Raw genomic sequence first — 23,598 nt, 5'->3', positions numbered from 1 at the left:
GATATGCGTATCGTCATCGACTTTCTCCACGCGCGGGACGGCATCGAGCCGGCCGCGTTGAACCTGGCAAAGGCCCTTGCCGCTGCCGCCGGCACGCGTGAGCTGTGGATTGCCGCGCCCCTGGACCAGCCTGGCCTGCTCGAAGACCTGCGCCTGGGCTTCCCGGGCCGCGTGCGCGCGCTCGACCTGACGGGCAACGCGCGCCTGCAGCCGGCCCTGCGCGAACATGCGCTGGCCAGCCTGTCGCCCGACGTGGTGCTGGTGCCGCGCGCGGCCGAGCGCAGCGTGGCGCCCCTGCCCTTCCCGGTGCTCTACCGTGCGCCGCAAGGGCTCGACGCAGCCGCCCTGCTGGTCGAACTGGACGCCACCGCCGCCGAACGCAGCACCCGTGCCGGGGCAAGCCGTCCGAAGCTGGCCTACGTCTCGCCGCTGCCGCCGGTCAAATCCGGCATCGCCGACTACAGCGCCGAGCTGGTGCCGATCCTTGCGCAGTACTACGACATCACCCTGGTCGTCGACCAGGACAGGGTGCTTGACGCGCGCCTGGACGGTTTCCCGCTGCACGGTCCCGACTGGCTGCGCGCCCATGCGCATGGTTTCGAGCGCGTGGTCTACCACATCGGCAATTCGCACGCGCACCAGCACATGTTCGAGCTGATCCGCGAGGTGCCGGGCATCGTGGTGCTACACGACTTCTTCCTGTCGGGCGTGCTCGACAACCTGGAACGCGAAGCCTACCTGCCGCAGGGTTTCATCAAGGCGCTGTACGAATCGCACGGCTACACGGGCCTGCTCAGCCATCGCAGGGAAGGCCGCAACCCCTCGATCTGGAAGTACCCGCTCAACAAGGGCGTGCTCGACAACGCCACCGGCGTGATCGTCCACTCCGACTTCTCGAAAGAACTGGCGAGCGAATGGTACGGCGCGGACGCGGCACGAGGCTGGCACACCATCCCGCTGCTGCGCGGCCGTCCCGAGGACTCGGCCACGCCGACGGCGCGCGCGCGCCTGGGCGTCCAGGACGGCGACTACCTCGTCACCACCTTCGGCATGCTGGGCCGCACCAAGCTCAATGAAGAGCTGCTCGACGCTTACCTGGCCTCGCCCCTGGCGCAGGACCCGCGCTGCCGCCTGGTCTTCGTCGGCGAGAACGACCCCGGCCTGTACGGCGCCGGCCTGCTGCGCAAGATCGCCGCCAGCGAAGCCGCCGGCCGCATCCGGATCGCCGGCTTCGTCGATGCCGCCACCTATGCCGACTACCTCGCCGCCAGCGACTGCGCGGTGCAGCTGCGCGCCTCGACCCGCGGCGAGACCTCGGCCTCGGTGCTCGACTGCCTGCTGTACGGCATCCCGACCATCGTCAACGCCCACGGCTCGACCGCCTCGATCGACGACGCGCTGCTGCTGAAGCTGCAAGATGGCTTCAAGACATCGCAACTGGCCGATGCGCTGGCGCGCCTGCATGGCGACGCGGAGCTGCGCGCCGGCCTGGCACAGCGGGCGCTGGCCCACATGGAACGCGAGCATGCGCCCGCCCACGTCGGCAAGCTGTACTTCGCCGCCATCGAAGCGTTCGCACAGCGCAGCCCGCAGGCCGCCTACCGCAAGCTGGTACGGGCTTGCGCGCCGCAATGTCCGGACGCCGAGCTGCCGGCGCTGGCATCGGCCATCGCCTTCAACCACGCGCCCAGGGCGCCGCGCCAGCTGCTGGTGGACGTCTCCGCCGTGGTGCAGTCCGACCTCAAGACCGGCATCCAGCGCGTGGTGCGCAGCATCCTCCTGTCGATGATCGCGGATCCGCCGCCGGGCTTCCGTGTCGAGCCGGTGTATTCGCACGGCGGCAACCGCAGCTACCAGTACGCGCGCCAGTTCGGCCTGAACATGGTGGGCGAGACCGGCCTGCTGCTGGAAGACGCCCCGGTCGACCTGCGCCCCGGCGACATCTTCTTCGGGCTCGACCTGTTCACCAACGGCACCTCGCAGAACGAGAGCCTGCTGCAGTCGATGCGCGCGCGCGGCATCGGCATCTATTTCGTGGTGTTCGACATCCTGCCGATGCTGCGGCCGGACGTCTTCCCCTTCGGGACCGAGCAGTACTTCGGCGACTTCCTGCGCACCGTGCACAAGGTGTCGGACGGGGTGCTGTGCATCTCGCGCGCCGTGGCCGACGAACTGGCCGGCTGGATCGAGCGCCAGGGCCTGGCCCGGCGCGCGCCGCTCAGGCTCGGCCACTTCCACCTGGGCGCCGACATCGACGCCAGCGCGCCCAGCTTCGGCCTGCCGCCGGACGCCGCGCAGGTGCTGGACGCGCTGGCGCAGCGCCCCAGCTTCATCATGGTCGGCACCGTGGAGCCGCGCAAGGGCCACACCCAGGCGCTGGACGCCTTCGAGCTGCTGTGGGAGCGCGGCGAGGACGTCAACCTCGTCGTCGTCGGCAAGCAGGGCTGGATGATGGAAAAGTTGTGCGAACGCATGGCCGCGCATCCGGAAAAATCGAAGCGCCTGTTCTGGATGAACGGCATCTCGGACGAGATGCTGCTCAAGCTTTATGCCGCTTCCTCGGCCCTGCTGTCGCCGTCCGAAGGCGAAGGCTTCGGCCTGCCGCTGATCGAGGCGGCCCAGCACGGCATCCCGATCGTCGCGCGCAGCCTGCCGGTGTTCCGCGAAGTGGCGGGCGAGCATGCCTATTACTTCGACGGCCTGGCGCCGCAAGACCTGGCCGACGCGATCCAGGCATGGCTGCTCTTGCAGCGCGAGGGCAAGGCGCCGCAGTCGACCGGCATGCCCTGGCTGACCTGGGACCAGAGCGCCCAGCAGGTGCTCGACGGCCTGGTGCGCCAGCAGTGGTACCGCGTGCTGCCCGGCACGGATAACGGCCATGCTTGAGCGCTGGCGCTTCCCGCTGCTGGTCGCACTCAGCCTGTGCGGCCTGCTCTGGATGTACGAGCCCTACTACGGCGGCGACGTGGTCGAGTACACGGTCGCCACCGTGGCGATCGCCGACCATGGCTCGCCCGACATCCGCCTGGAAGACATCGCCCGCGTGCGCACCCTGCTGCCCGGCATGTTCGCGGAACCCTTCGACCTGCTCGAGCGCGGCATGCGCGCGGGCGAGCGGCAGCTGTACGCGGCCTTCGTGCGCGGACGCGACGGCGACGTGTTCCCGGTCCACTACTTCGGCTATTCACTGCTGGCGGCCGCCCCCTTCAAGCTGTTCGAGGCGCTCGGCATGCAGCCCTTCAAGGCCTTCCAGGCGGTCAACCTGGCGGCCGTCTTCGTGCTGGGACTGGCGCTGCGCCGCTTCTTCGGGTCCGAGCCCAAGGCCTGGCTCGGCCTGGGCCTGTTCATGCTGTGCGGCGGCGCCCTCTACCTGCACTGGAGCAGCCCGGAATGCGTGAGCGCGGCCCTGCTGCTGGCCGGCCTGCTGTTCTATACCAGCGGCGCCCCGCTGGCCGGCAGCGTGCTGGCCGGGCTGGCCGGGCAGCAGAACCCGACCATCCTGTTCTTCTTCGTGTTCGCGCCCCTGTTCAAGCTCTGGCTCGAGTATGAGCGCCAGCTCGGCTTCGTGGCCAACCTGCGCGCCCAGCTCACCCGCAGCAACATCCTCGGCCTGGCTGGCGGCATGGCGGTGTTCGCGCTGCCGCCGCTGTTCAACCTGTGGCAGTTCGGCGTTCCCAACATCATCGCCAAGCTGTTCTCCGACCCGGGCCTGGTCGGCGCGACGCGCCTGCTATCCTTCTACTTCGACCTGAATCAGGGCATGATCGTCGGCGTTCCCGCCCTGCTGCTGCTCCTGCTCCTGCTGCTGCCGCGCATGGATGGCCGCGCACGCGGGGTGCTGCTACTGAGCGCGCTGCTCACGCTGGCGCTGGCCCTGCCCGCGCTCGCCGTGCTGAACTGGAACTCGGGCGCCGTGGGCCCCATGCGCTACGCCTTCTGGGCCGCGATGCCGCTGGTCTTCGCCCTGCTGGTGCTGCTGCGCCGCCTGCCGCGCTGGCCGCAGCTGGCGCTGGTGCTGCTGGCGGCCGGCCAGGCGGCGGCGGTGGACCACGCATCCGAATACAACTACGTCCACTTCAGCCCCACCGCCGAGCTGGTCCTGGCGCGCGCCCCGCAGCTTTACCATCCGGAGCCCGAGATCTTTGCCGAGCGCGCCGGCCACCACGACAACTACATCCAGACCGACAAGGTCTACGTGCTGCGCGGCGCCGACGGCAGGGAGCTGAAAACCCTGGTGCATGCGTCCAACGGCCACCTGGACGAGCAGCTGTGCGGCCGCGGCGCCAGCCTGGCGCCCGACCTGCCGCAGGTGGCGAGCACGCGCGGCTGGCGCTACATCGACGGGCCGCTGCGCTGTGTCGCAGGGGGCTACGTCCAGCGCAGCTTCGGGTTCGACGCGCTGCGCGCCGGCGAGGCCGTGGCCCTGGTGTCGGGCTGGAGCAACCTGGAAGCGAACGGTCCCGGCTGGGACGGCGCCTGGTCGCTGGGCGCGCGCTCGCGCCTGCGCGTGAAAGTCGACGGCGCCGCCGTCCAGGCCCTGCTCATCACCGGCAACTACCTGGCGCCGAACCGCCAGACCCGCGTCATCGTGAACGGCCAGGACCTCGGCTGGCATGCGCTCGACCAGGCCGGGCCGCTGACGCTGCCCGAGCAGGCGCGCGCCGCCACCCTCGACATCGAACTCGAACATGCCTCGCCCACCTCCCCCGGTCCGGGCGACCCGCGCCTCCTCGCCTTCTTCCTGCGCGAGGTAAGCGTACGCCAACACCCCAGCAAGCCATGAACGCCATTGACGCCAGCAGCACGAAGCTTTCTCCCGCCACCGCGCAGGCCATTGCGCCGATCGGCGTCCCCGACGCGGTCGCGGTCGTGATCCCCAGCTACAAGGTCACGCGCCACATCCTGGGCGTGATCGAGGGCATCGGGCCCGAGGTCAGCCGCATCTACGTGGTGGACGACAAGTGCCCGGACGGCAGCGGCGCCTTTGTCCGCGAACACTGCCGCGACCCGCGCGTGGTGGTGCTGGAACACGCCGAGAACCAGGGCGTGGGCGGCGCCGTCATGACCGGCTACCGCGCCGCCATCGCCGACGGCGCCAAGGTGATGGTCAAGATCGACGGCGACGGCCAGATGGACGGCGCGCTGATCCCGAATTTCATCGCGCCGATCCTGGCCGGCGAGGCCGACTACACCAAGGGTAACCGCTTCTTCAACCTGGAACGCCTGGGCGCGATGCCGCCGATGCGCCTGTTCGGCAACGCGGCCCTGTCCCTGATGACCAAGCTGTCCTCGGGCTACTGGGACCTGTTCGACCCGACCAACGGCTACACCGCGATCCATGCCGACTGCGCGCGCTTCCTTCCCTTCGACAAGATCAGCAAGCGCTACTTCTTCGAGTCGGACATGCTGTTTCGCCTGAACATCCTGGGCGCGGTGGTGGCCGACGTGCCGATGGACGCCGTCTACGGCGACGAGGTCAGCAACCTCAAGATCTCGCGGGTCGTCACCGAATTCTTCACCAAGCACGTGCGCAACTTCGGCAAGCGCATCTTCTACAACTACTACCTGCGCAACATGTCGGTGGCCTCGATCGAGCTGCCGCTCGGGATCCTGCTGACCCTGTTCGGCACCATCTACGGCCTGACGCACTGGATCGCCTCGGCCCAGGATGGCGTCGCGACACCGGCCGGCACCGTGATGCTGGCCGCGCTGCCGGTGATCATGGGCGTGCAGCTGATCCTGGCCTTCATCTCGCACGACGTCGCCTCGGTGCCGCGCCGGCCGCTGCACAAGAAGACGCTGTACCGCAGCAAGCCATGAGTCCGGCCAAGATCGCTTCGAAACTTGCGTCGCGCCAGTTCGCCGTCTACGTCACCGGCGGCGTGCTGTGCGCGCTGGTCGACATCGGCCTGATGCAGCTGCTGCTGGGGGTGGGCTTTCACCACACGGCCGCCGCCAGCGCCGGCTTCGCGGCCGGGCTGCTGGTCAACTTCGCCTTCCACTCGGGCGTCACCTTCAACGCCTCGGCCAATCCGGCGCGCTTCGCGCGCTACCTGTGCCTGGTCGCCGTGAACTACGGGCTGACCCTGGGCTGCGTGGCCCTGGCCCAGGCGCTGGCGGGCAATCCCCTGCTCGGCAAGCTCCTGTCGCTGCCGCTGGTGGCGGTGAACGGCTTCCTGCTCGGCAAATACTGGATCTTCAAGTGAATACCACGGCAAGCACCCGGAACACACGCATACCCTCCCTGGTCCTGGCTGCCGGCATGGCGCTGGTGGGCTGGTACCTGCTGCAGCGCACGCTCGGCCTGTCGCCCGGCGTCTTCGCCGACGAGTGGTACTACAGCAAGATGGCGCGCCTGATGCCGCTGTCCGAGGCCACGCTGCCTTCCTGGCTCTACCTGCTGGTGTTCGGCGCCAGCAGCAGCTGCGGCCCCGGCTTCCTCGACTGCGCCCGCATCGGCAACGCTTTGTTCCACGTCGGCGCCGCCCCCTTCCTCTACCTGGTCGCGCGGCGCGTGATGCCGGCGCCGCTGGCCTGCGCCATCGCCCTGCTGTCCCTGCTGCTGCCGCTGAACCTGTACACCAGCTTCTTCATGCCGGAGTCGATGTACTTCTTCGGCTTCGCGGTGCTGGCCTGGGTCGCGCTGTGCGGCCTGGCCTGGCGCCCGTGGCTGCATGCGCTGCTTGCCGGCCTCGTGCTCGGCCTGATGAGCCTGGTGAAGGTGCACGCCATCTTCCTGCTGCCGGCGCTGTGCCTCTACCTCGTGTACGCCAGCCGCGTGCGCGCTGGGGGTGACAAGGACGGCGCCTGGATCGCACGCGGCCTGGGCGCGGCGGCGCTGGCCCTTGTCACCGCCGTGGTGGTGAAACTGCTGCTCGGCTGGCTGCTCGCCGGCGAGGCCGGCCTGACCCTGTTCGGCGCCTTCTATGGCGCCGGCGCCAGCTCCTACTCCCAGCACAGCCTGCTGTCGCGCCTGTACCCGATCACGGTCAGCGCACGCGGTCATGCGATGGCCTTGACGGCGCTGCTGGCCATCCCCCTGGCGGCGCTGCTGCACGCCCTGTTCAGCCGCGACACCTGGCGCGCCGACAATCCGCGCGGCCCGCTGGTCGTCTTCACCGTGCTCGCACTCGGCTCGGCGCTCGGCCTGGCCGTCCTGTACACGGCCTCGATCGCCCACGAGGGACCGACCGAGGGCCTGCGCCTGCATTCGCGCTACTACAGCTTCGCGCTGCCCCTGCTGCTGGTCGCCGCTGCCGCGACCGCTGCCGCCGGCAAGGATGCAAGCCGCCCGGCGGGCCGTCGCCACTTGCTGCTGCCGGGACTGATCGTGCTGGTGCTGGCCGTCCTGCTGGCGGCAGCCTGGATGGGCCTGTCCGGCTTCGACCCGCGCCTCACCGACAGCCCGGAATACACGGCGCTGGCCAGGCATGGGGTCGCGGTCACCGCCCTGTTCATCGTCCAGGCCCTGCTGCTGGTGCTGTGGCTGCGCTCGCGCCGCGCCGCGGCCTGGGGCGCGCTGGCACTGGCCTTGCCGCTGGCGCTGCTCATCACCAACCGCGACGTGCACCAGCATTACCTCGTGCACCTGAAGGCTGCGCCGCCTGCCGACCGCGCCGGCATGGCCGCGCGCGCGCTGATTCCGCTGGAGGAGCGCGGCGCGACCATGATCGTCGCCAACGGCGCCGACCTGTTCCGCACCCAGTTCCACATCGACTACCCCGAGATGACCCTGCTCGACATGCCCGACGGCAGCCCGATCGAGGCCTATCGCATCGGCTCGCAGACCCGCTGGCTGGTCGCGGTGGGCCGCCATCCGCTGCCGGAAGGGATGGTGCCGGCGGTCGCCAACGAGGCCTTCACGATCGTCAAGCTGCCGCGTCCCGAGCGCAGCCTGGTGGGCGAGTACGCCTTCAATGTGGCGCCCGGCCCCGGCCAGCTGGTGGTGGGGGCCGACGGCCTGTCGAATGTGGAAGCCTGGGGCCGCTGGTCGGACGGCAAGCGCGTCGAGCTGCGTTTCGACCGCCCCCTGCCGGCGCGCCTGACGGTGGTGCTGACCGCGGGCGCCTTCGGCGCCAACATCAACGCGCCCTTCGTGCTGCGCGTGGGGGACGCCGCGCTTGAATTCCGCCTGCCCTGGGAAGCCCGCGAAGTCGTGCTCGACCTGGATACCGACGGGCGCCAGCAGACCCTGGCGATCGACGTGCCGCAGCCGCAGCGGCCTAGCGAGCTGGGAAATTCGACGGATACGCGCCTGCTGGGGATTTCGCTGACGCGCATACGCATTGAAACGAGATGATGACTCCACACGATACCCGAACAAAACGCCTTGTCTGGCCCCTGGCCCTGAGCTTCGCCCTGGCCGGCATCGCCTGGCTCCTCTACCAGCGCAACGCCGGCCTGCAGCCGAGCGTCTTCGCCGACGAATGGTATTACAGCAAGTTCGCGCGCCTGATGCCGCTGGCGGATTCGATGCTGCCTTCGTATTTGTATCTATGGCTGTTCGGCGCCAGCAGCGCCTGCGGCGACGGCTTCCTCGACTGCGCCCGGATCGGCAACCTCGCCTTCTTCGTGGGCGCCGCGCCTTTCATCTACCTGATCGCGCGCCGCTACACGAGCGCTCCGGCGGCGGCCGGCGTCGCGGTGCTGAGCACCCTCGCGCCGCTGAATTCCTTCACCGTCTACTTCATGCCGGAATCGATGTACTACTTCGGCTTCTGCGTGCTGAGCTGGGTGGCGCTGAAGGGCAGCGACTGGCGGCCAGGCGCGCATGCGCTGGCAAGCGGCGCCGTGCTCGGCCTGATGAGCCTGGTCAAGGTGCATGCGGTGTTCCTGCTGCCGGCCCTGGTCCCCTTCCTGCTGGCGGCCAGCTGGCTCCGTGGCGGCCCCTGGTTCCTGCGCGGCATCGCCATGGCGGCCGTGGCCACCCTGTGCACCTTCGCCGTCAAGTTCAGCCTCGGCTGGCTGTTCGCCGGCGATGCCGGCCTCAGCATATTCGGCCCCTTCTACGAGTCGACCAGGCTGGGTACCGACGGCTTGACCTTGCTGGGGGCGGCCCTGGTCAGCGCACGCGGCCACCTGATGACGCTGGCCCTGATCTACGGCCTGCCGCTGGCCATGCTGGCCTACGCCCTGGCCACGCAGGTCGCGCGTCCGCGCGCCGCAGGCGCCGTCCCCGACCGGGAAGACGCCAAGCGGCGCCTGCTGTACCTGTACATCCTGCTCATGCTCGGCGCCGCCGCCGGCCTGACGGTCATGTATACCGCCGGCCTGCACGTCGAGGGCAGCCGCGAAGGCCTGCGCCTGCACCTGCGCTACTACAGCTTCGTGTTCCCGCTGCTGGTCGTCGTGGTCGCGGCGGCGCTGTCCCGGGAAGCACGGCTGCCGGAAGGGCGCGAGCGTCCCTGGCTGCGCTGGACGCTGGTCGTTGCGCTGGGGGCGACTCTGGTCGCGGCGCTGTTCATGCTGCAGGGCTACACGACCAACGTGGTGGACGGCCCGGACATCCATCGCCTCAACGTGACGGACAAGGCCCTGCGCATCCTTGTCGGACTGCAGTTGCTCGTGCTGCTCGCCTGGGCGATGCGCCTGCGCGCGGCGCCGCTGCTGTTCCTGTGCCTGCTCCTGCCGGCAGCCTACGCGGCCAGCAACCGGGGCATCCACAATCACTTCGAGAACCTGCGCCCGCCGAGCAAGACCGACCTGGCGGCCAAGTGGGTGTACGAGCACGTGCCGCCGGACGAGCGCAGCCAGGTGGTGGTGGCGGGCGTCGACCTGAGCATGATGCTGCGCGCGCAGTTCCATATCGACCACCCGGACACCACGACCATGGTGATCGACTTCGGCCCGGTTGCCGAATACCAGTTGCCGTTGAGCAAAAAGTGGATGCTGCTGCTGGGCGAGTACCAAGTGCCGGACAACATCGCCACCACCGTCCTGCGCACGCCCTGGTACACGGTGCTGCGCCTGCCCGAGCCCGAGCCGAAGCTCAGCCATGTGAAACTGTCGCTCCCGCCGGATCCGCGCGTGGTGACGGGCGTCGAAGGCCTGTCGCACCTCGAGCCCTGGGGCCGCTGGTCGGATGCGAAACGGGTCGTGATCGAGTTCGCGCAGCCGCTGCCGCGCCGCGCCGGCGTGGTGCTGACGGCGCGCGCCTACGACGTCAACGCCAACATGCCGTTCAAGATGCACCTCGGCGGCCAGACCCGGGAATTCAAGGTCGGCTGGCACCAGCAGGAAATCGGCCTGCATTTCGACACCGACGGCAGCGCCCGCACCCTGGTCATCGAGGTGCCGCAGCCGGTGTCGCCGGAGGAGCGCGGCCACCCGGGCGATTCGCGCAAGCTCGGCATCGGCATCGGCGACATCATCATCACCGACGGCACGGCCCAGGCCGCGCGTTGATCTGGCGCAGACCGGTGCCTTGTTGCCGGTGCTGTGTGCGGTCACGTACGGAATACCGTCCCCTGCCCCGCTAAAGTGAACTCGAGCCGGCCGCCCGCGTGCGGCTGCCGGCGCCGCGGCATGTTGCCGCACATCGGGACACACATGGCAACTGGATCGGACAAGGAAGATCACCTCTCGAGATCCCTCGACATGCAGGGGAATGGCCAGAGCGTGGGCGTGCAGGCCGTCGGCGAGGTCGAGGGCAATGCCGTCACGCCGACCGGCGGCCCGGGCGTCAATCACTGGCAGGCCGGCTATATCGGCCGCCGCGGGCTGGACGAGCGCAGCAACATCTTCTTCGCCGCCGTCGAGATGACGCGCATGCCCATGATCATCACCGATCCCAACCAGGACGACAATCCGATCGTGTTCGCCAACGGCGCCTTCTTCGACCTCACCGGCTACGAAGAAAAGGACATAGTAGGCCGCAACTGCCGCTTCCTGCAGGGGCCCGACACCGACCGCGGCACCGTCGCCGAAGTGCGCAATGCCCTGCGCGAGCAGCGCGCGGTGGCGGTCGACCTCCTCAACTACAAGGCCGACGGCGAGCCTTTCTGGAACGCCCTGTTCATCGGCCCGATCTTCGACCAGGACGGCAAGCTGCTGTACTTCTTCGCCTCGCAGATGGACATCACCGAGCGCCGCAGCAAGCTCGAGTCGAACCTGCAGGCGCAGAAGATGGAGGCCATCGGACAATTGTCGGCCGGGATGGCGCACGACTTCAACAACCTGCTGCAGGTCATCAACGGCAACCTCGAACTGGCGCTCCTGAGCGCCGGGAAGATCCCCGCGGCGGCCGAGCCGATCCGGCGCGCCCAGCGCGCCACCCTGCAGGCCGGCAAACTCACCCAACAACTGCTGAGCTTTGCGCGCAAGCAGCGCCTCGAGCACAAGCGCGTCAGCCTGAACGGGCTGGTGGTCGATTTTTCCGACATGCTGGTGCGCACGCTCGGCGACAAGGTCGAACTGCGCCTCGACCTGCGCCCCGGCCTGCCGTCCTGCTCGATCGACCCGACCTACCTGGAAATGGCCCTGCTCAACGTCGTCATCAATGCGCGCGACGCCATGCCGCAAGGCGGCGTGGTCACGGTGGGCACGGCGGTAGTCGACGAAGTGCGGCGCGTCGCCAACCGGCTGCCGCCGGGCGAGTACGTCGCCATCTCCATCCAGGACCAAGGCGAAGGCATGCCGCCGGACGTGCTCAAGCGCGCCACCGAGCCCTTCTTCACCACCAAGGGCCTGGGCACGGGCCTGGGCCTGGCGATGGTGCACGGCTTCGTGCAGCAGTCGCAGGGCCGGCTCGACATCGACAGCGAACCGGGACGCGGCACCCAGGTGCGCATGATTTTCCCGGTGGCGCAGCAGCCGCGGCATGAGGACGGCGACCTGGAGCCCGGCACGGACGCGCACGAAGCGGGGCGCAAGTGCCGCATCCTGGTGGTGGAAGACAACGAGGACGTGCGCGAGCTGGCCGAAGCCATGCTGGCGGCGGCCGACTACGACGTGCTGTCGGCGCCGAGCGGCGAGCGCGCGCTCGAGCTGCTCGAAACGGAAAAGGTGGATTTGCTGTTCACCGACGTGATCATGCCGGGCGGGATGAACGGGCTGCAGCTGATCGAGCAGGTGCATGCCAGCAAGCCGTCGATGCCGGTGCTGGTGACCACCGGCTACATGGACGAACTGCCGGCGCGCGGGGCGCGCGACAAGTCACTGGACGTGCTGGCCAAGCCCTACCAGCACCAGGACCTGCTGGACCGGGTGCATGCGGCGCTGCGAGCGCGCCGGGCGGCTTGACGTCATTGTGGGCACGTAGGGTGGACGGCTTCGCCGTCCACCCTACGAAAATCAATTGCTACGCGGTCCGCCACCCAGCAGGAAAGCCAGCTTCTGCTTGCCCGGCTTGGCTTGCGGCGTCGGCGTCACGACTTCCTTGCGTGCCGCGCTGGACGGCTCGTAGGGCTTGAGGAACCACGGATCGACCTTCTCGCGGCGCGGCGTCGGGCTGTAGCCGCTGCTGCGCGGCGGACGTTCGCCGCGCTCGCCGCCACGCGGGGCGCCTTCGTCGCGGCGTCCACGGCGTTCGCCGTCGCGGGCGAATTCTGGGCGTCCGCTGTCGCGCGAACGGCTCGACGGCGCCACGAAGCCCGGCAGCTCGCCGCGCGGGACGGTCTGCTTGATCAGCTTTTCGATGTCGGCCAGCAGGCGCTCGTCCTTGTCCGAGTACACCGACAGCGCATCGCCCGAGGCGCCGGCGCGGCCGGTACGGCCGATGCGGTGCACATAGTCCTCGGCGTTGTACGGCAGGTCGTAGTTGATCACGCAGGGCAGGTCCGAGATGTCGAGGCCGCGCGCGGCCACGTCGGTCGCCACCAGCACTTCCACCGTGCCCTGCTTGAAGGCGTCGAGGGCGGCCATGCGCTCCTGCTGGGTCTTGTCGCCGTGGATCGCCGAGGCCTTGATGCCCTTCTGCTCCAGGTGGCGCGACAGGCGCGAGGCGCCGATCTTGGTGTTCGAGAACACGATCACCTGCTTCAGGTTGCGCTCGCGGATGATGTGCTCGACCACGTCGCGCTTGAGCTCCTCGTCGACCTTGTAGACGATCTGCGTGACCCGGTCGGCGGTGGCGTTGCTGCGCGCCACTTCGATCAGCACCGGGCTGTTCAGGAAGCTGTTGGCCAGCTTCTTGATCTCCGGCGAGAAGGTGGCCGAGAACATCAGGTTCTGGCGCTGCTTCGGCAGCAGGTTGATGATGCGCTGCAGGTCGGGCAGGAAGCCCATGTCGAGCATGCGGTCGGCTTCGTCCATCACCAGCATCTGCACCTGGCCCAGGCTGATGTTCTTCTGCTCGATGTGGTCGAGCAGGCGGCCCGGGGTGGCGATGACGATCTCGACGCCGCCCTTCAGGATGGTGGTCTGGCCCTTCATGTCCATGCCGCCGAACACGACGGTGGAACGCAGCGGGGTGTGCTTGGCGTAGGCCTTGACGTTGTCGGCCACCTGCACCGCCAGTTCGCGGGTCGGGGTCAGCACCAGGGCGCGCACCGGGTGGCGCGCCGGCGACATGCTGCTGTTGGCATGCGCCAGCAGCAGCTGGATGATCGGCAGCGAGAAGCCGGCGGTCTTGCCGGTGCCGGTCTGGGCGGCGCCCATGACGTCGCGGCCCTGCAGCACCAGCGGGATCGCCTTGGCCTGGATCGGGGTCGGGTACTCGTAGCCCTGGTCGGTCAGCGCGCGCAGGATTTCCGGCGCCAGGCCGAGGTCGGTGAAGCGCACGGTCGGCGCTTCGTCCGCCTTGACCTGCTCGACCGGTGCGGCCAGGATGATGTCGTCGGAATCGGCGCTCACGGGAGTATTCTGGATATCAGACATATTCTTGTTGGACAGTATTTCGTTAGCTCTACGGCTGCGCCTGCGGGCACGAATCGGCCCGCGCGGGTAGCTTCCAGAGGGACGGCGGGCCGGCAAACCGGTCCGCATGGGCCGCGAAGCGCCCAGGCAACAAGCCTGGACTGGGCGGACGTAGAGGCACTTTAGCGGGCTACACGATACCTGAAAACCACCCCCATGTATATAAGAGCCTGATTTGTAGGGTGGGCGGGTCCCCCGCCCACGCGGTGGTAGTTTGCAGCAAGATCATCCGGCGCGATAACGAAGTCTGTAGCGATCACCGCGTGGGCGGCATAGCCGCCCACCCTACAAGAGGCGTCCACATTAGGGTGTCCAGCCACGCTGCTGGGCCGCGCGTTCGGCCGCCGGGTCGAGGGTGGCGCCGACGATGCGGGCGTCGATGGCGGCCTGTACCGACGGCGGCAGGGTGCTGCCGTCGAGCCAGGCGGTGCCCGGCTGCGGCTGGGCCAGCACCGGGATGGTCCAGCGCCCGTTGCCGCGGCAGGCCAGGCCGGCCGTGGTGTCGACCACGAAGCTGCGGCAGTAGCTGCCGTCTTTCGACACGAAGGTGACGCCGATGCGCACCCCGGTTTCCGAGGGGCCGGGGCTGGCCAGCTGGCCGCCGAGGGCTTCGACCAGGCGCCCGCGCGCCACCAGGGCGCCGTCGCTGGCTTCGAGCATCACCAGCCCGGGGTCGGGCCGCAGCTCCTGCCAGCCGAGGGCGCCGCCGAGGGCGCCGGCCACGAGCGCGGCGCCGACGCCCAGCCAGTGGCGCGGCGTCCATTCGGTGCGGGCTGGCAGGGAGGGCGGCGCCAGCGGCGCGGCGCGTCCGGGGCGGACGGCGTCGAGGTGGACCACCTTGGCCCCGCCCGTGGCCCGGGCGCGCTGCTGGTGGCCGCCGCCGTGGCCGTTCGAGACGCTGAAGATATGGGAGCGGCCGGCGGAGCGTTCGCCGCTTTCGCGGCGATGCTGGGCGATGCGGGCGGCCAGCACCGGGTCGGCGCGCATCGCCCGCTCGACCGCCGCGCGCGCCGGCTCGGCCAGCTCACCGTTGATGTACGCGATCAGGAGGTCGTCCGAGAATTTCATGCCAGCACATAAACCACGAAAATTAACTACGAAGTAATGAGACCGTGCTCGTCCAGGACGTCGTGCAGCAGCTCCAGGCGGATCACGGGGTTGTCGAGCATGAGCATGTGGTGCTTCTGCTGATTGGGCAGCGGCAGCAGTTCGCACCAGCGGTTCGCCACCCAGCCGCAGTCGTCGAGGCGGAACGGCGGCTGCACCGGCCAGCGGTGGCGTGGTACGTCGTGCAGCGAGGACAGCACGCGGTCGAGCGCGTCGGACGCGCCCTGCAGTTCGGACGGCACCTTGACGTCGTGGTCGTCCTCGACCAGCTCGGCCTCGGCCATCCACAGCCCGTTCAGGCGCTGTTCGGCGGTCACCACCGTGAAGCGCGAGCCGCCGCGGCAGAGTACCTGCAGCAGCCCGGGCGAGGTGGTGGTGGTTTCGGTGACGGAAGCGATGGTGCCGGCGGCGGCAAAGCGCTCCGGCTCGCCATCGGGCTGGCGCACCTCGTGTCCATGCGTGAGCAAGACCACGCCGAAGGGTGCATCTTCGGTGAGGCAGCGGCTGATCATGTCGAGGTAGCGGACCTCGAACACCTGCAGCGGCAGCACCCCGTCCGGAAACAGCACCGTACTGAGCGGGAACAAGGGCATGGAAATCGTGGACATGATGTCCATGATGACAGAATCGCAGGCAAAACGGGAGCACGATTGGGCGCGCGCAGCGCGCCTTCAATCAGGCCCCTGCAGCGGCATGCTACGGATCGCGAGCCCGAAGTTGGCCAGCCGCCAGCGCAACCTGTCCATGCCCGGATCCGGCATCGGCACCACCCGTACCCGCAGCACCCCGCCCGGCAGCGCCGGACAGGGGATGTCCTGCTCGCCCGCCTCCTCCACCGGGAGCCTGAACTCGCCGCCCGGCGCCAGCTGCACCGGGCCGAACACCAGCGGCGCCCCGGTGCCGTTCCTCAGCAACAGCACGTCCTGCACGCCCAGGGTCAGGCGCACCGCCGAAGGCGCCTTCTGGCCGCGCCGCACCTCCAGCGGCAACTCGTGGCTGTCGCCGCGCAGCGGCCACAGCATTCCCCACAGCAGCATCAGCAATGCGCCGGCCACGAGGGCGGCGAGCGGCCAGTGGCGGCACAGCAGCTCGGACGGCTCAGGCAGCCGCATGCCGGGAGGGTAAAGCGCGGGGGCTCACACGTTTAAAAAGTTGCATCACGTCACTATAGGAGATAATACGATATATTGTCAGACGCGCCCGGTGGCGTGCGCTCCAACACAGCAAGGGTGCGTATCCTACCTGCTTCCGCGCGTTTCCGATCAACCTGCCCCCCGGCGCCCTTCGCGCGTACGACCACATGCCGCAGTCCCAGCCAGCCATCCAGCCCAGCCGCATTCCCCTGCCCGGTTCCGGACAGATGCCGCTGCTGCTGGCCATGCTGGTGCTGCTGGTGACCCTGCTGGTCACCTTCACCGCCTGGAGCAGCGCCAAGCGCGCTGCCGAAGCGCAGCTGCTCGAAACCTTCGACTACCGCACCCGCGACATGGCCTACAGCGTCAGCCGCCGCATGGCGGTATACGAACAGGTGCTGCGCGGCGCGCGCGGCTACCTGCGCGGCTCGGTCGAGCTCGACCGGCACGACTGGGCCGAGTATTACCAGTTGCTGCGCCTGGACCAGTACTTCCCCGGCATGGAGGCGCTCGGCATCGCCACCATCATCCCGCGCCGGCAGCTGGCGGCGCACGAGGCGGCCATGCGGCGCCAGGGCCATCCCGGCTACGCGGTGCACCCGGACGCGCCGCGCGAAGTCTATACCGCGATCACCCACATCGAGCCCTTCGGCGGACGCAACCTGCGCGCCTTCGGCTTCGACATGTTCAGCGAACCGGTGCGCCGCGCCGCCATGGAGCGCGCGCGCGACACCGGCCAGGCGGCGCTGAGCGGCAAGGTGGTGCTGGTCCAGGAAGGCGTGGGGCACGGAAAGCCGGGCAGCCAGCAGGCCGGGGCCCTGATGTACCTGCCGGTGTACCGCGACGGCGAGCTGGCCGGCACCGTCGACCAGCGCCGCCGGGCCATCGTCGGCTGGGTCTACGCTCCCTTCCGCATGGACGACCTGATGCAGGGGCTCGGCGGCGCCCACTCGACCGACCTCGAGGTCGAGATCCACGACGGCGATCCGGCCGGCGCCGCCAGCCTGCTGTACCGTTCGCCGAACGCGTCCAAACACCCGGCGCGCCTGCGCGCCAGCGCCCAGATCGTCCCCGGCGGGCGTACCTGGACCATCAGCATGCGCTCCAGCGCCGCCCTCGAAAAGAGCCTCGACACCAAGCGCCCGCAACTGGTGGCGATCACCGGCATCGGCCTGAGCTTCCTGATCAGCCTGGTAGTCTGGCTGCTGGCCAGCGAACGGCGCCGCGCGCTGCAGCTGGCGCACGGCATGACGCTGGAGCTGCGCCAGTCGCACGACCGCATCGCCAGCGAGCAGAAACGCATCCAGGTCATCCTCGAGAACGCGCCCGACGCCTTCGTGGCCGTCGATGCCCGGGGCTGCATCACCGACTGGAACGCCCAGGCCAGCCGCCTGTTCGGCTTGAGCGCCGGCCAAGCCATCGGCCGCCCGGTGGACGAACTGCTGCCGGAGGAAAGCCGCGCGTCCTTCCGTGCCGGCTTCGAGGCCTTCGCGCGGGGCGGGCAGTGCGCGATGCAGGGCGCGCCGACCGAACTGCAGGTAGCCGGGCGCGATGGGCGCCCCATCGCGACCGAAGTGACGGTGGCGGTGATGCCGACCGACGAAGGCTTCGGCGCCACCGCCTTCGTGCGCGACATCACCCAGCGCAAGGAAGCGGAAACGCGCGAGCAGCAGCGCCAGCAGGGCCTGGACGAGGCGCGCCAGTTGCTCGCCAGGGCCCAGAAACTGGAAGCGGTGGGCAAGCTCACCGGTGGCGTGGCGCACGACTTCAACAACATCCTGCACATCATCAGCGCCAACGTGCAGCTGATCCTGCGCGCCGACGCCAGCCACCGCAAGCGCCTGCTCAGCATCCTCGACGCGGTCGAGCGCGGCGCCAAGCTGGCCGGCCAGCTGCTCGCCTTCGCGCGGCGCCAGCCGCTGCACCCGCTCGAGGTGCACGTGGACGGGCTGCTGGAGCGCATGGACAGCCTGGTGATGCGCGCGGCGGGCGACCAGATCACCCTGGAAAAACGTATCCCGCCCGATCTCTGGCCGGTGCTGGTGGACCCGAACCAGCTCGAGAATGTGCTGCTCAACCTGGTGATCAACGCGCGCGACGCGATGGAAGGCAACGGGCGCATCGTGCTGGCGCTGAACAACGCGCACGTGGAGGGCGACGCTGTGCTGGCGCCGGGCGACTACGTCACGGTGGCGGTCGCCGACAGCGGGCACGGCATGCCGCAGGACGTGATGGAGCACGCCTTCGAACCCTTCTTCACCACCAAGCCCGAGGGCAAGGGCACCGGCCTGGGCCTGTCGATGGCGCACGGCTTCGCGCGCCAGAGCGGCGGCGACATCCGCCTGGCGAGCGAGCCGGGCAAAGGGACGACGGTGACGATCTATCTGCCGCGGCATATGGCCACCGCACCCGTGGCGATGGCCTAGGGCGAATCGTGCGCGACTAGTCGCATGCTACATTGGCCCTGCCTGAACCCGAGCCAGGAGCCCACAGTGTCTTTCTCCGACAATGCCTCCCTCCACGTTCCCGTCGAGCAGGGTGTGCCGCACACCAGGGTCTTCGACAGCACGCTCAAGCTGCTCTCCGAAGGCTGCCCCTTCTTCCAGCGCCGCTGCGCCGAGCTGGACACAGATGCCTTCGCCACCCGCCTGATGGGCCGGCGCGCGATCTGCGTGAGCGGCCACGAGGCTGCGCGCATGTTCTGGCAGCCGGGCCGCTTCACGCGGCGCGGCGCCATCCCGCCGACCACGCTGATGCTGCTGCAGGACGCCGGCAGCGCCGAGACGCTCGACGGCGAGGACCACCGCCACCGCAAGGCGATGATGATGTCGCTGCAGACCCCGGGCGACCGCGCGCGCATGCTGACGATCGCGCAGAAAGAATGGCGCGCCCGGGTCGGCGGCTGGCCCGCGCGGCGCCGCGTGCGCCTGTTCGACGAGACCGAAAGCGTGCTGTGCGCCGCGGCCTGCCGCTGGGCCGGCATCCCCGGCTCGCACGTCGACCACGCGCGCCTGACCCGGGAATTTTCCGCCACGATCGACGGCGCCGGCACCGTGTTCCGGCGCACCGTCCAGGGCCTGCTGCTGCGCAACCGCACCGAGCATTGGGCCAAGGGCCTGGTCGGGGCGGTGCGCGCCGGCCAGCTGGCGCCGGAGCCGGGCAGCCCGCTGGCCGTGATCGCCCGCCACCGCGACCGCGACGAACAGGCGCTGCCGGTCGACGTCGCCGCCAACGAACTGATCAACGTGCTGCGCCCGGTGGTCGCGGTGGCGCGCTACATCGTGTTCGGCGCCCTGGCGCTGCACGACTACCCCGAATGGCGCGCGCGCGTCGCCACCGGCGACGACGCCACGCTCACCGCCTTTGCCCAGGAAGTACGGCGCTTCTATCCCTTCTTCCCAGCGGTCGGCGGGCGGGTGCTGGATCCGTTCGACTGGCGCGGCCTGCACTTCGCGGAAGGCACCTGGGTGCTGTTCGACATGCACGGCACCAACCACGACCCGCGGCTGTGGCCGGAACCGGAGCGCTTCAAGCCGGAGCGTTTCATGGGCTGGCAGGGCGACGGCTTCGACCTGGTCGCGCAAGGCGGAGGCGACTACCTGACCGGGCACCGCTGCCCCGGCGAAGCGATGACGGTGGACCTGGTGAAGGCCGCGCTGCACCTGCTGGCCTCGGAAGTGGTGTACACGGTGCCGCGCCAGGACCTGAGCATTAGCCTGTCGCGCATGCCGACCATGCCGGCGAGCGGGCTCCAGATCGAGGTGGCGGCGCCGGTGCGGTGAAAGGATGACAGCCGTTAGCTGATAGAGTAGTTGTTAGCCGTAAAACGCCATGCGCGCCACTGGCGCCCATGGCCCCCGGCGAAGGCCGGGGCCCAAGTTTGTTGAGCAGCCGATACGCATGCAGAAATTGGGTTCCGGCCTTCGCCGGAACGACGGGCCAACACTGAGAGTTCGTGTATGGGTTGATCAGCGCAGTGCCGGCGCGATCCGCTGCGCACCGTCATGCGCGCCACTGGCGCCCATGACCCGGTTGCGCCCCTGCGACTTGGCCTCGTACATGGCCAGGTCGGCGGCCCGCAGCAGTTCCTCGGCATCCATGCCGTCGTCCGGGAACAGCGCAATGCCCAGGCTGCCCGAGATGCGGTGCACCAGCTCGCCGTCCTCGAAAGGCTGGTTCAGCTGGAGGAGGATGTTTTCCGCCACCTTGCGCGCGTCAGGCAGTTCCTCGCAGCGCGGCAGCAGCAGCACGAATTCGTCGCCGCCGACGCGCGCCAGCGTATCGGCTTCGCGCAGGCCCGCGCGCAGGCGGCGCGCCACCAGCTGCAGCAGGCGGTCGCCGGCCGCGTGGCCGTGGGTGTCGTTGACCGGCTTGAACTCGTCGAGGTCGAAGTAGATCAGCGCCACCTTGTGCCCATCGCGGCTGGCGGCGCGGATCGCCTGGCGCAGGCGGTCGCCCAGCAGCACGCGGTTCGGCAGGCCGGTCAGCGCATCCTCGTGCGCCATGCGGCGCATGCGCGCCTCTTCGAGCTTGCGCGCGTCGATGTTGGAGAAGGTGCCGACCATGCGCATCGGCTGGCCCAGCTCGTCGCGTTCGCTGATGGTGCCGCGCGCATCGATCCAGCTCCAGTCGCCGCTCTGCTTGCGCACCCGGAACTCGGCCGCGAAGTCCGGGCTGCGCCCGGCCAGGTGGCTGCGCAGCTGGGTGCGCAGCTGCGGCAGGTCTTCATGGTGGACGATGGCATCGAGCGCGCTGCCGTACCACGAGATCACCGCGCGTTCGGTATCGAGGATCATCTGGGCGCGCGCCGACAGCGTGGCCAGGCCGGTGACGACGTCGCAGTCCCACACGCCGTCGCCGGTGGCGGTGAGCGCCAGCTTCCAGCGCGCCTCGGCGGCGGCCAGCGCCTTGAGGGCGCGGCGGCGCCGTTCGGCGGCGCCGAGCGCCGCCCAGCCCAGCAGGGTGAGCACGAAGGACACCGCGGCGCCGACCCAGCTCAAGGCATTGCGCTGCTGGGCGAAGCGCGCCTCGGCGTCCTGCACCGCTTCGCCGACCGTCACCACCATGCCGTAGTCGGGCAGCTTGTGCCAGGCATAGAAGCGGTCGACCCCGTCCAGCTGGCTGGGGCGGCGGAAGGTTCCCGTGACCGGGCTGTGGCCGGCATACGGGTCATTCGTCAGGAACCGGCCCATGCCGTGGCTGGCGCTGCCGCGGGTGCTGCGCGCGATGACGGCGCCGTCGATGCGGATCAGCGACACGGCGGCATGGGGACCCAGGTCGATGTCCTCGTAAAAGCGTACGAAATAGTCGGGCGAGACGGCGGCGATGATCACGCCCTGCAGGCGCCCTTGCGTGTCGCGGATCGAGCGGCTGAACTGCACGGCCCAGGCATTGGTGAGCGTGCAGATCACCGGCCGGCTGACGTCGATGCGGTCGTCGCGGATCCCGAGGTGAGCCTGGTAGCCGGGCGCGCTGCTCAGGTCCAGCCCGGTCTGCCCGGGGACGGCATTGGTGTAGGCGATCCGGCCCTTCGCGTCGAGCACGGTGATGAACATCGGCACCCGGTTGCGCAGGTAGCGCGTGTTCTCGCCCACCATTTGAGTAAAGCCGTCGCGGTCGCGCTGCCAGGTGGAGCGCAGCTGGATCAGCGACAGGTCGACGATGCCGACGGTGGCGCGCACTTCCTCGGCGAACACGCGCGCATAGTTGCGCAGGTCGCGCATGCTGCCGGCCTGGGCGATCGCGGCGAAGCGCGCCTGCTCCACCGCCACCAGTCCCCAGACGATGGGCAGCATGATGGCTAGGTAGATGGCCAGGTCGCGCAGCACCCGCGGACGAAACAGGTTCGCCAGGCGTGAGCGCCATGAGGGCTTGGAGGTAGAGGAAGACGTAGGCATGACGACGAGCTTGCGGCAACCGGTAACTGGCATGAAGAGGCGAAGCCGGGCGTCTTGCTCGCGCCCGCAAAACTCCCGGATCGCGCCCGTGGTGGTCTAACCCATTATACATACAGTTTCCTGTTGGAACTTACTGTTGATGTAAAATTTGACGATTCCAGCGAATTTTCGCCATGATGAAAGAATATTTCATACTGAACAGTAAGATGAAATACTATTTCATCAATAAACGATCGCGCGGCCTGTCATGACACATGCTAGAGTGACATCATGAAACCGATCTACAACGTGGCAGGCGTGCTGGCGCTACTGCTGGGCATCCTGGGCCTGTTCCTGCCCCTGCTGCCGACCACGCCCTTCCTGCTGCTGGCCTCCTGGTGCTTCGCGCGCGGCTCGGACCGCCTGCACCGCTGGCTGCTGTCGCACCGCGTGTTCGGCGAATACCTGCGCAATTTCGAAGCCGGCCGCGGCATCCCGCTGAAGGCCAAGATCCTCGCCACGGTCATGCTGTGGGGCTCGCTGCTGCTGGCGATGCGCCGCTTTTACGACACTGGCAGCCCGGTCATCCCCACCCTGCTGGCGCTCACCGGCGCCTGCGTCAGCATCTACCTCTGGCGTTTCCTTCCGACCCTGCGCCTCGACCCCGCAAAGCGCTAGCCGCGCCACTTTTACGCGCTCCACGTGCTGCTGCACCTGGCCCACAGCGACCATCCGATGACCTCGGAAGAAATGGTGCGCTTCCTCGACACCAAGCCGGTGCTGGTGCGGCGCGTGCTGACCGGCCTGCGCGAGCGCGGCTACATCAGCTCGAACCGCGGCTACGGCGGCTGGAGCTAGACTCTAGTCGAACTTCACGTGCGCGCAAGCGTCGAATCATGACTATGGAAAGCACATTGGGCGTTGGACACGCAGCGAAACTGCTGGGAATCACGGTCAGAACGCTGCAGCGCTGGGAGCACAAGGGCCGGCTGCTCCCGGCGCCACGCACCGCCAGCAAGCGCCGGCGCTATATCGAGAGCCAGCTGCGCGCGTTCCTGATCCTGCTATCGCAATCCGCGCCGCGGCGGATCGTGGCTTGCTGCCGGGTGTCGAGCGCTGCCCAGCGCCCCGACTTGGTGAGCCAGCGTCACGCGCTGGAGCAGTTCACGGTTGCGCGCGGCCTGGCCGGAGTCGAATACATCGAGGAAGTCGGGAGTGGCCTGAACTTCAAGCGCAAGCACTTCCCGGCCTTAATGGATGCGATCGCGCGCGATGCTGGAGAGTAGCTATGCTACTGGCGCACCGGATCAGGATTGATCCTACGCCTGAGCAGCGCGGCTATTTCGCGCGCGCGGCCGGCACCGCCCGCCGGGTCTGGAACTGGGCGCTCGCCGAATGGCAGCGCCAGGCCGCCGCAGGCTGCAAGCCGAATGCGATGGCGCTCAAAAAGCAGTTCAACCGGATCAAGTATGCGGACCCGGCCTGGCTTGACGAGAACGGCCAGCCCTGGCTGCGCACCGTCCACCGCGACGCCCATGCGCAGCCCTTCACCAACCTCGCCAGGGCCTGGAGCCGCTACTTCGAGCAGCGCCGTGCAGGAACGCCGGCATACCCTCCGGTATTCAAGA

General features: G+C 69.0%; 18 protein-coding genes. 13 read left to right on the top strand and 5 right to left on the bottom strand.

The window, feature by feature from the left end; translation table 11 throughout:
• Positions 1 to 3 precede the first annotated feature (3 nt).
• The 7 genes from FG94_RS20950 to FG94_RS20920 all read left to right on the top strand — a co-directional run bounded on the left by FG94_RS20950 (position 4) and on the right by FG94_RS20920 (position 12,240).
• Positions 4 to 2,886 (top strand): glycosyltransferase, encoded by a 2,883-nt coding sequence (locus FG94_RS20950; RefSeq protein ID WP_036215771.1) that lies wholly within the window; start codon positions 4 to 6, stop codon positions 2,884 to 2,886.
• Complete coding sequence (locus FG94_RS20945; protein ID WP_036215769.1) at positions 2,879 to 4,783, top strand: hypothetical protein; 1,905 nt, start codon at positions 2,879 to 2,881, stop codon at positions 4,781 to 4,783. The genes FG94_RS20950 and FG94_RS20945 overlap by 8 nt, the downstream gene beginning before the upstream one ends.
• Positions 4,780 to 5,820, top strand: coding sequence for a glycosyltransferase family 2 protein (locus FG94_RS20940; RefSeq protein WP_081926115.1), 1,041 nt, complete (start codon positions 4,780 to 4,782; stop codon positions 5,818 to 5,820). The genes FG94_RS20945 and FG94_RS20940 overlap by 4 nt, the downstream gene beginning before the upstream one ends.
• Positions 5,817 to 6,206 carry a GtrA family protein gene (locus tag FG94_RS20935; protein WP_051996969.1) on the top strand — a complete coding sequence of 130 codons (390 nt, stop codon included), beginning with the start codon at positions 5,817 to 5,819 and terminating at the stop codon, positions 6,204 to 6,206. The genes FG94_RS20940 and FG94_RS20935 overlap by 4 nt, the downstream gene beginning before the upstream one ends.
• On the top strand, positions 6,203 to 8,299 hold the full coding sequence (locus tag FG94_RS20930) for a glycosyltransferase family 39 protein (RefSeq protein ID WP_036215767.1): 2,097 nt from the start codon (positions 6,203 to 6,205) through the stop codon (positions 8,297 to 8,299). Before FG94_RS20935 ends, FG94_RS20930 begins: the two co-directional genes overlap by 4 nt.
• Positions 8,296 to 10,404, top strand: coding sequence for a glycosyltransferase family 39 protein (locus tag FG94_RS20925; RefSeq protein WP_036215765.1), 2,109 nt, complete (start codon positions 8,296 to 8,298; stop codon positions 10,402 to 10,404). Before FG94_RS20930 ends, FG94_RS20925 begins: the two co-directional genes overlap by 4 nt.
• A gap of 144 nt (positions 10,405 to 10,548) precedes the next feature.
• Positions 10,549 to 12,240, top strand: coding sequence for a histidine kinase famiy protein (locus FG94_RS20920; protein ID WP_036215762.1), 1,692 nt, complete (start codon positions 10,549 to 10,551; stop codon positions 12,238 to 12,240).
• A gap of 51 nt (positions 12,241 to 12,291) precedes the next feature.
• Here FG94_RS20920 and FG94_RS20915 read toward each other — a convergent pair whose 3' ends face one another.
• The 4 genes from FG94_RS20915 to FG94_RS20900 all read right to left on the bottom strand — a co-directional run bounded on the left by FG94_RS20915 (position 12,292) and on the right by FG94_RS20900 (position 15,998).
• Positions 12,292 to 13,815, bottom strand: coding sequence for a DEAD/DEAH box helicase (locus tag FG94_RS20915; protein WP_036215759.1), 1,524 nt, complete (start codon positions 13,813 to 13,815; stop codon positions 12,292 to 12,294).
• Between the two features lie 342 nt (positions 13,816 to 14,157).
• Entirely contained in the window at positions 14,158 to 14,922 is a 765-nt protein-coding gene (locus FG94_RS20910; RefSeq protein WP_036215756.1) for a hypothetical protein, read from the bottom strand.
• A 26-nt stretch (positions 14,923 to 14,948) separates the two neighbouring features.
• Complete coding sequence (locus FG94_RS20905) at positions 14,949 to 15,569, bottom strand: LON peptidase substrate-binding domain-containing protein (RefSeq protein WP_051306744.1); 621 nt, start codon at positions 15,567 to 15,569, stop codon at positions 14,949 to 14,951.
• A 63-nt stretch (positions 15,570 to 15,632) separates the two neighbouring features.
• Positions 15,633 to 15,998: a hypothetical protein gene (locus FG94_RS20900; RefSeq protein ID WP_229446015.1), complete on the bottom strand. Its 366-nt coding sequence runs from the start codon at positions 15,996 to 15,998 to the stop codon at positions 15,633 to 15,635.
• Positions 15,999 to 16,261: 263 nt separating this feature from the next.
• On the opposite strand from FG94_RS20900, the gene FG94_RS20895 reads away from it, so the two are divergent.
• A complete protein-coding gene (locus FG94_RS20895; protein WP_036215750.1) occupies positions 16,262 to 18,520 on the top strand; it encodes a CHASE domain-containing protein in 2,259 nt (752 codons plus the stop codon).
• Positions 18,521 to 18,586: 66 nt separating this feature from the next.
• Complete coding sequence (locus FG94_RS20890) at positions 18,587 to 19,876, top strand: cytochrome P450 (RefSeq protein ID WP_229446014.1); 1,290 nt, start codon at positions 18,587 to 18,589, stop codon at positions 19,874 to 19,876.
• Between the two features lie 186 nt (positions 19,877 to 20,062).
• Here FG94_RS20890 and FG94_RS26215 read toward each other — a convergent pair whose 3' ends face one another.
• The gene (locus FG94_RS26215; protein WP_051996967.1) at positions 20,063 to 21,991 is read right to left on the bottom strand and encodes a diguanylate cyclase domain-containing protein; all 1,929 of its coding nucleotides are present in this window, start codon (positions 21,989 to 21,991) and stop codon (positions 20,063 to 20,065) included.
• 270 nt (positions 21,992 to 22,261) lie between these two features.
• Here FG94_RS26215 and FG94_RS20880 point away from each other — a divergent pair, with 270 nt between their 5' ends.
• The 4 genes from FG94_RS20880 to FG94_RS26210 form a co-directional block, all read left to right on the top strand.
• Positions 22,262 to 22,648, top strand: a complete 387-nt coding sequence (locus tag FG94_RS20880; RefSeq protein ID WP_036215748.1) for a YbaN family protein — start codon at positions 22,262 to 22,264, stop codon at positions 22,646 to 22,648.
• 24 nt (positions 22,649 to 22,672) lie between these two features.
• Positions 22,673 to 22,828 carry an Rrf2 family transcriptional regulator gene (locus FG94_RS26815; RefSeq protein ID WP_229446013.1) on the top strand — a complete coding sequence of 52 codons (156 nt, stop codon included), beginning with the start codon at positions 22,673 to 22,675 and terminating at the stop codon, positions 22,826 to 22,828.
• A 56-nt stretch (positions 22,829 to 22,884) separates the two neighbouring features.
• Entirely contained in the window at positions 22,885 to 23,256 is a 372-nt protein-coding gene (locus FG94_RS20870; RefSeq protein ID WP_051996966.1) for a MerR family DNA-binding transcriptional regulator, read from the top strand.
• A 2-nt stretch (positions 23,257 to 23,258) separates the two neighbouring features.
• Positions 23,259 to 23,598, top strand: a 340-nt coding sequence (locus FG94_RS26210; RefSeq protein ID WP_152571076.1) for a helix-turn-helix domain-containing protein, incomplete at its 3' end; no start/stop codon positions are given.

It is taken from the genome of Massilia sp. LC238, assembly GCF_000735635.1.
In the GTDB taxonomy this organism is placed as follows: domain Bacteria; phylum Pseudomonadota; class Gammaproteobacteria; order Burkholderiales; family Burkholderiaceae_D; genus Telluria; species Telluria varians.
This window is presented reverse-complemented; position numbering and strand designations above follow the sequence as displayed.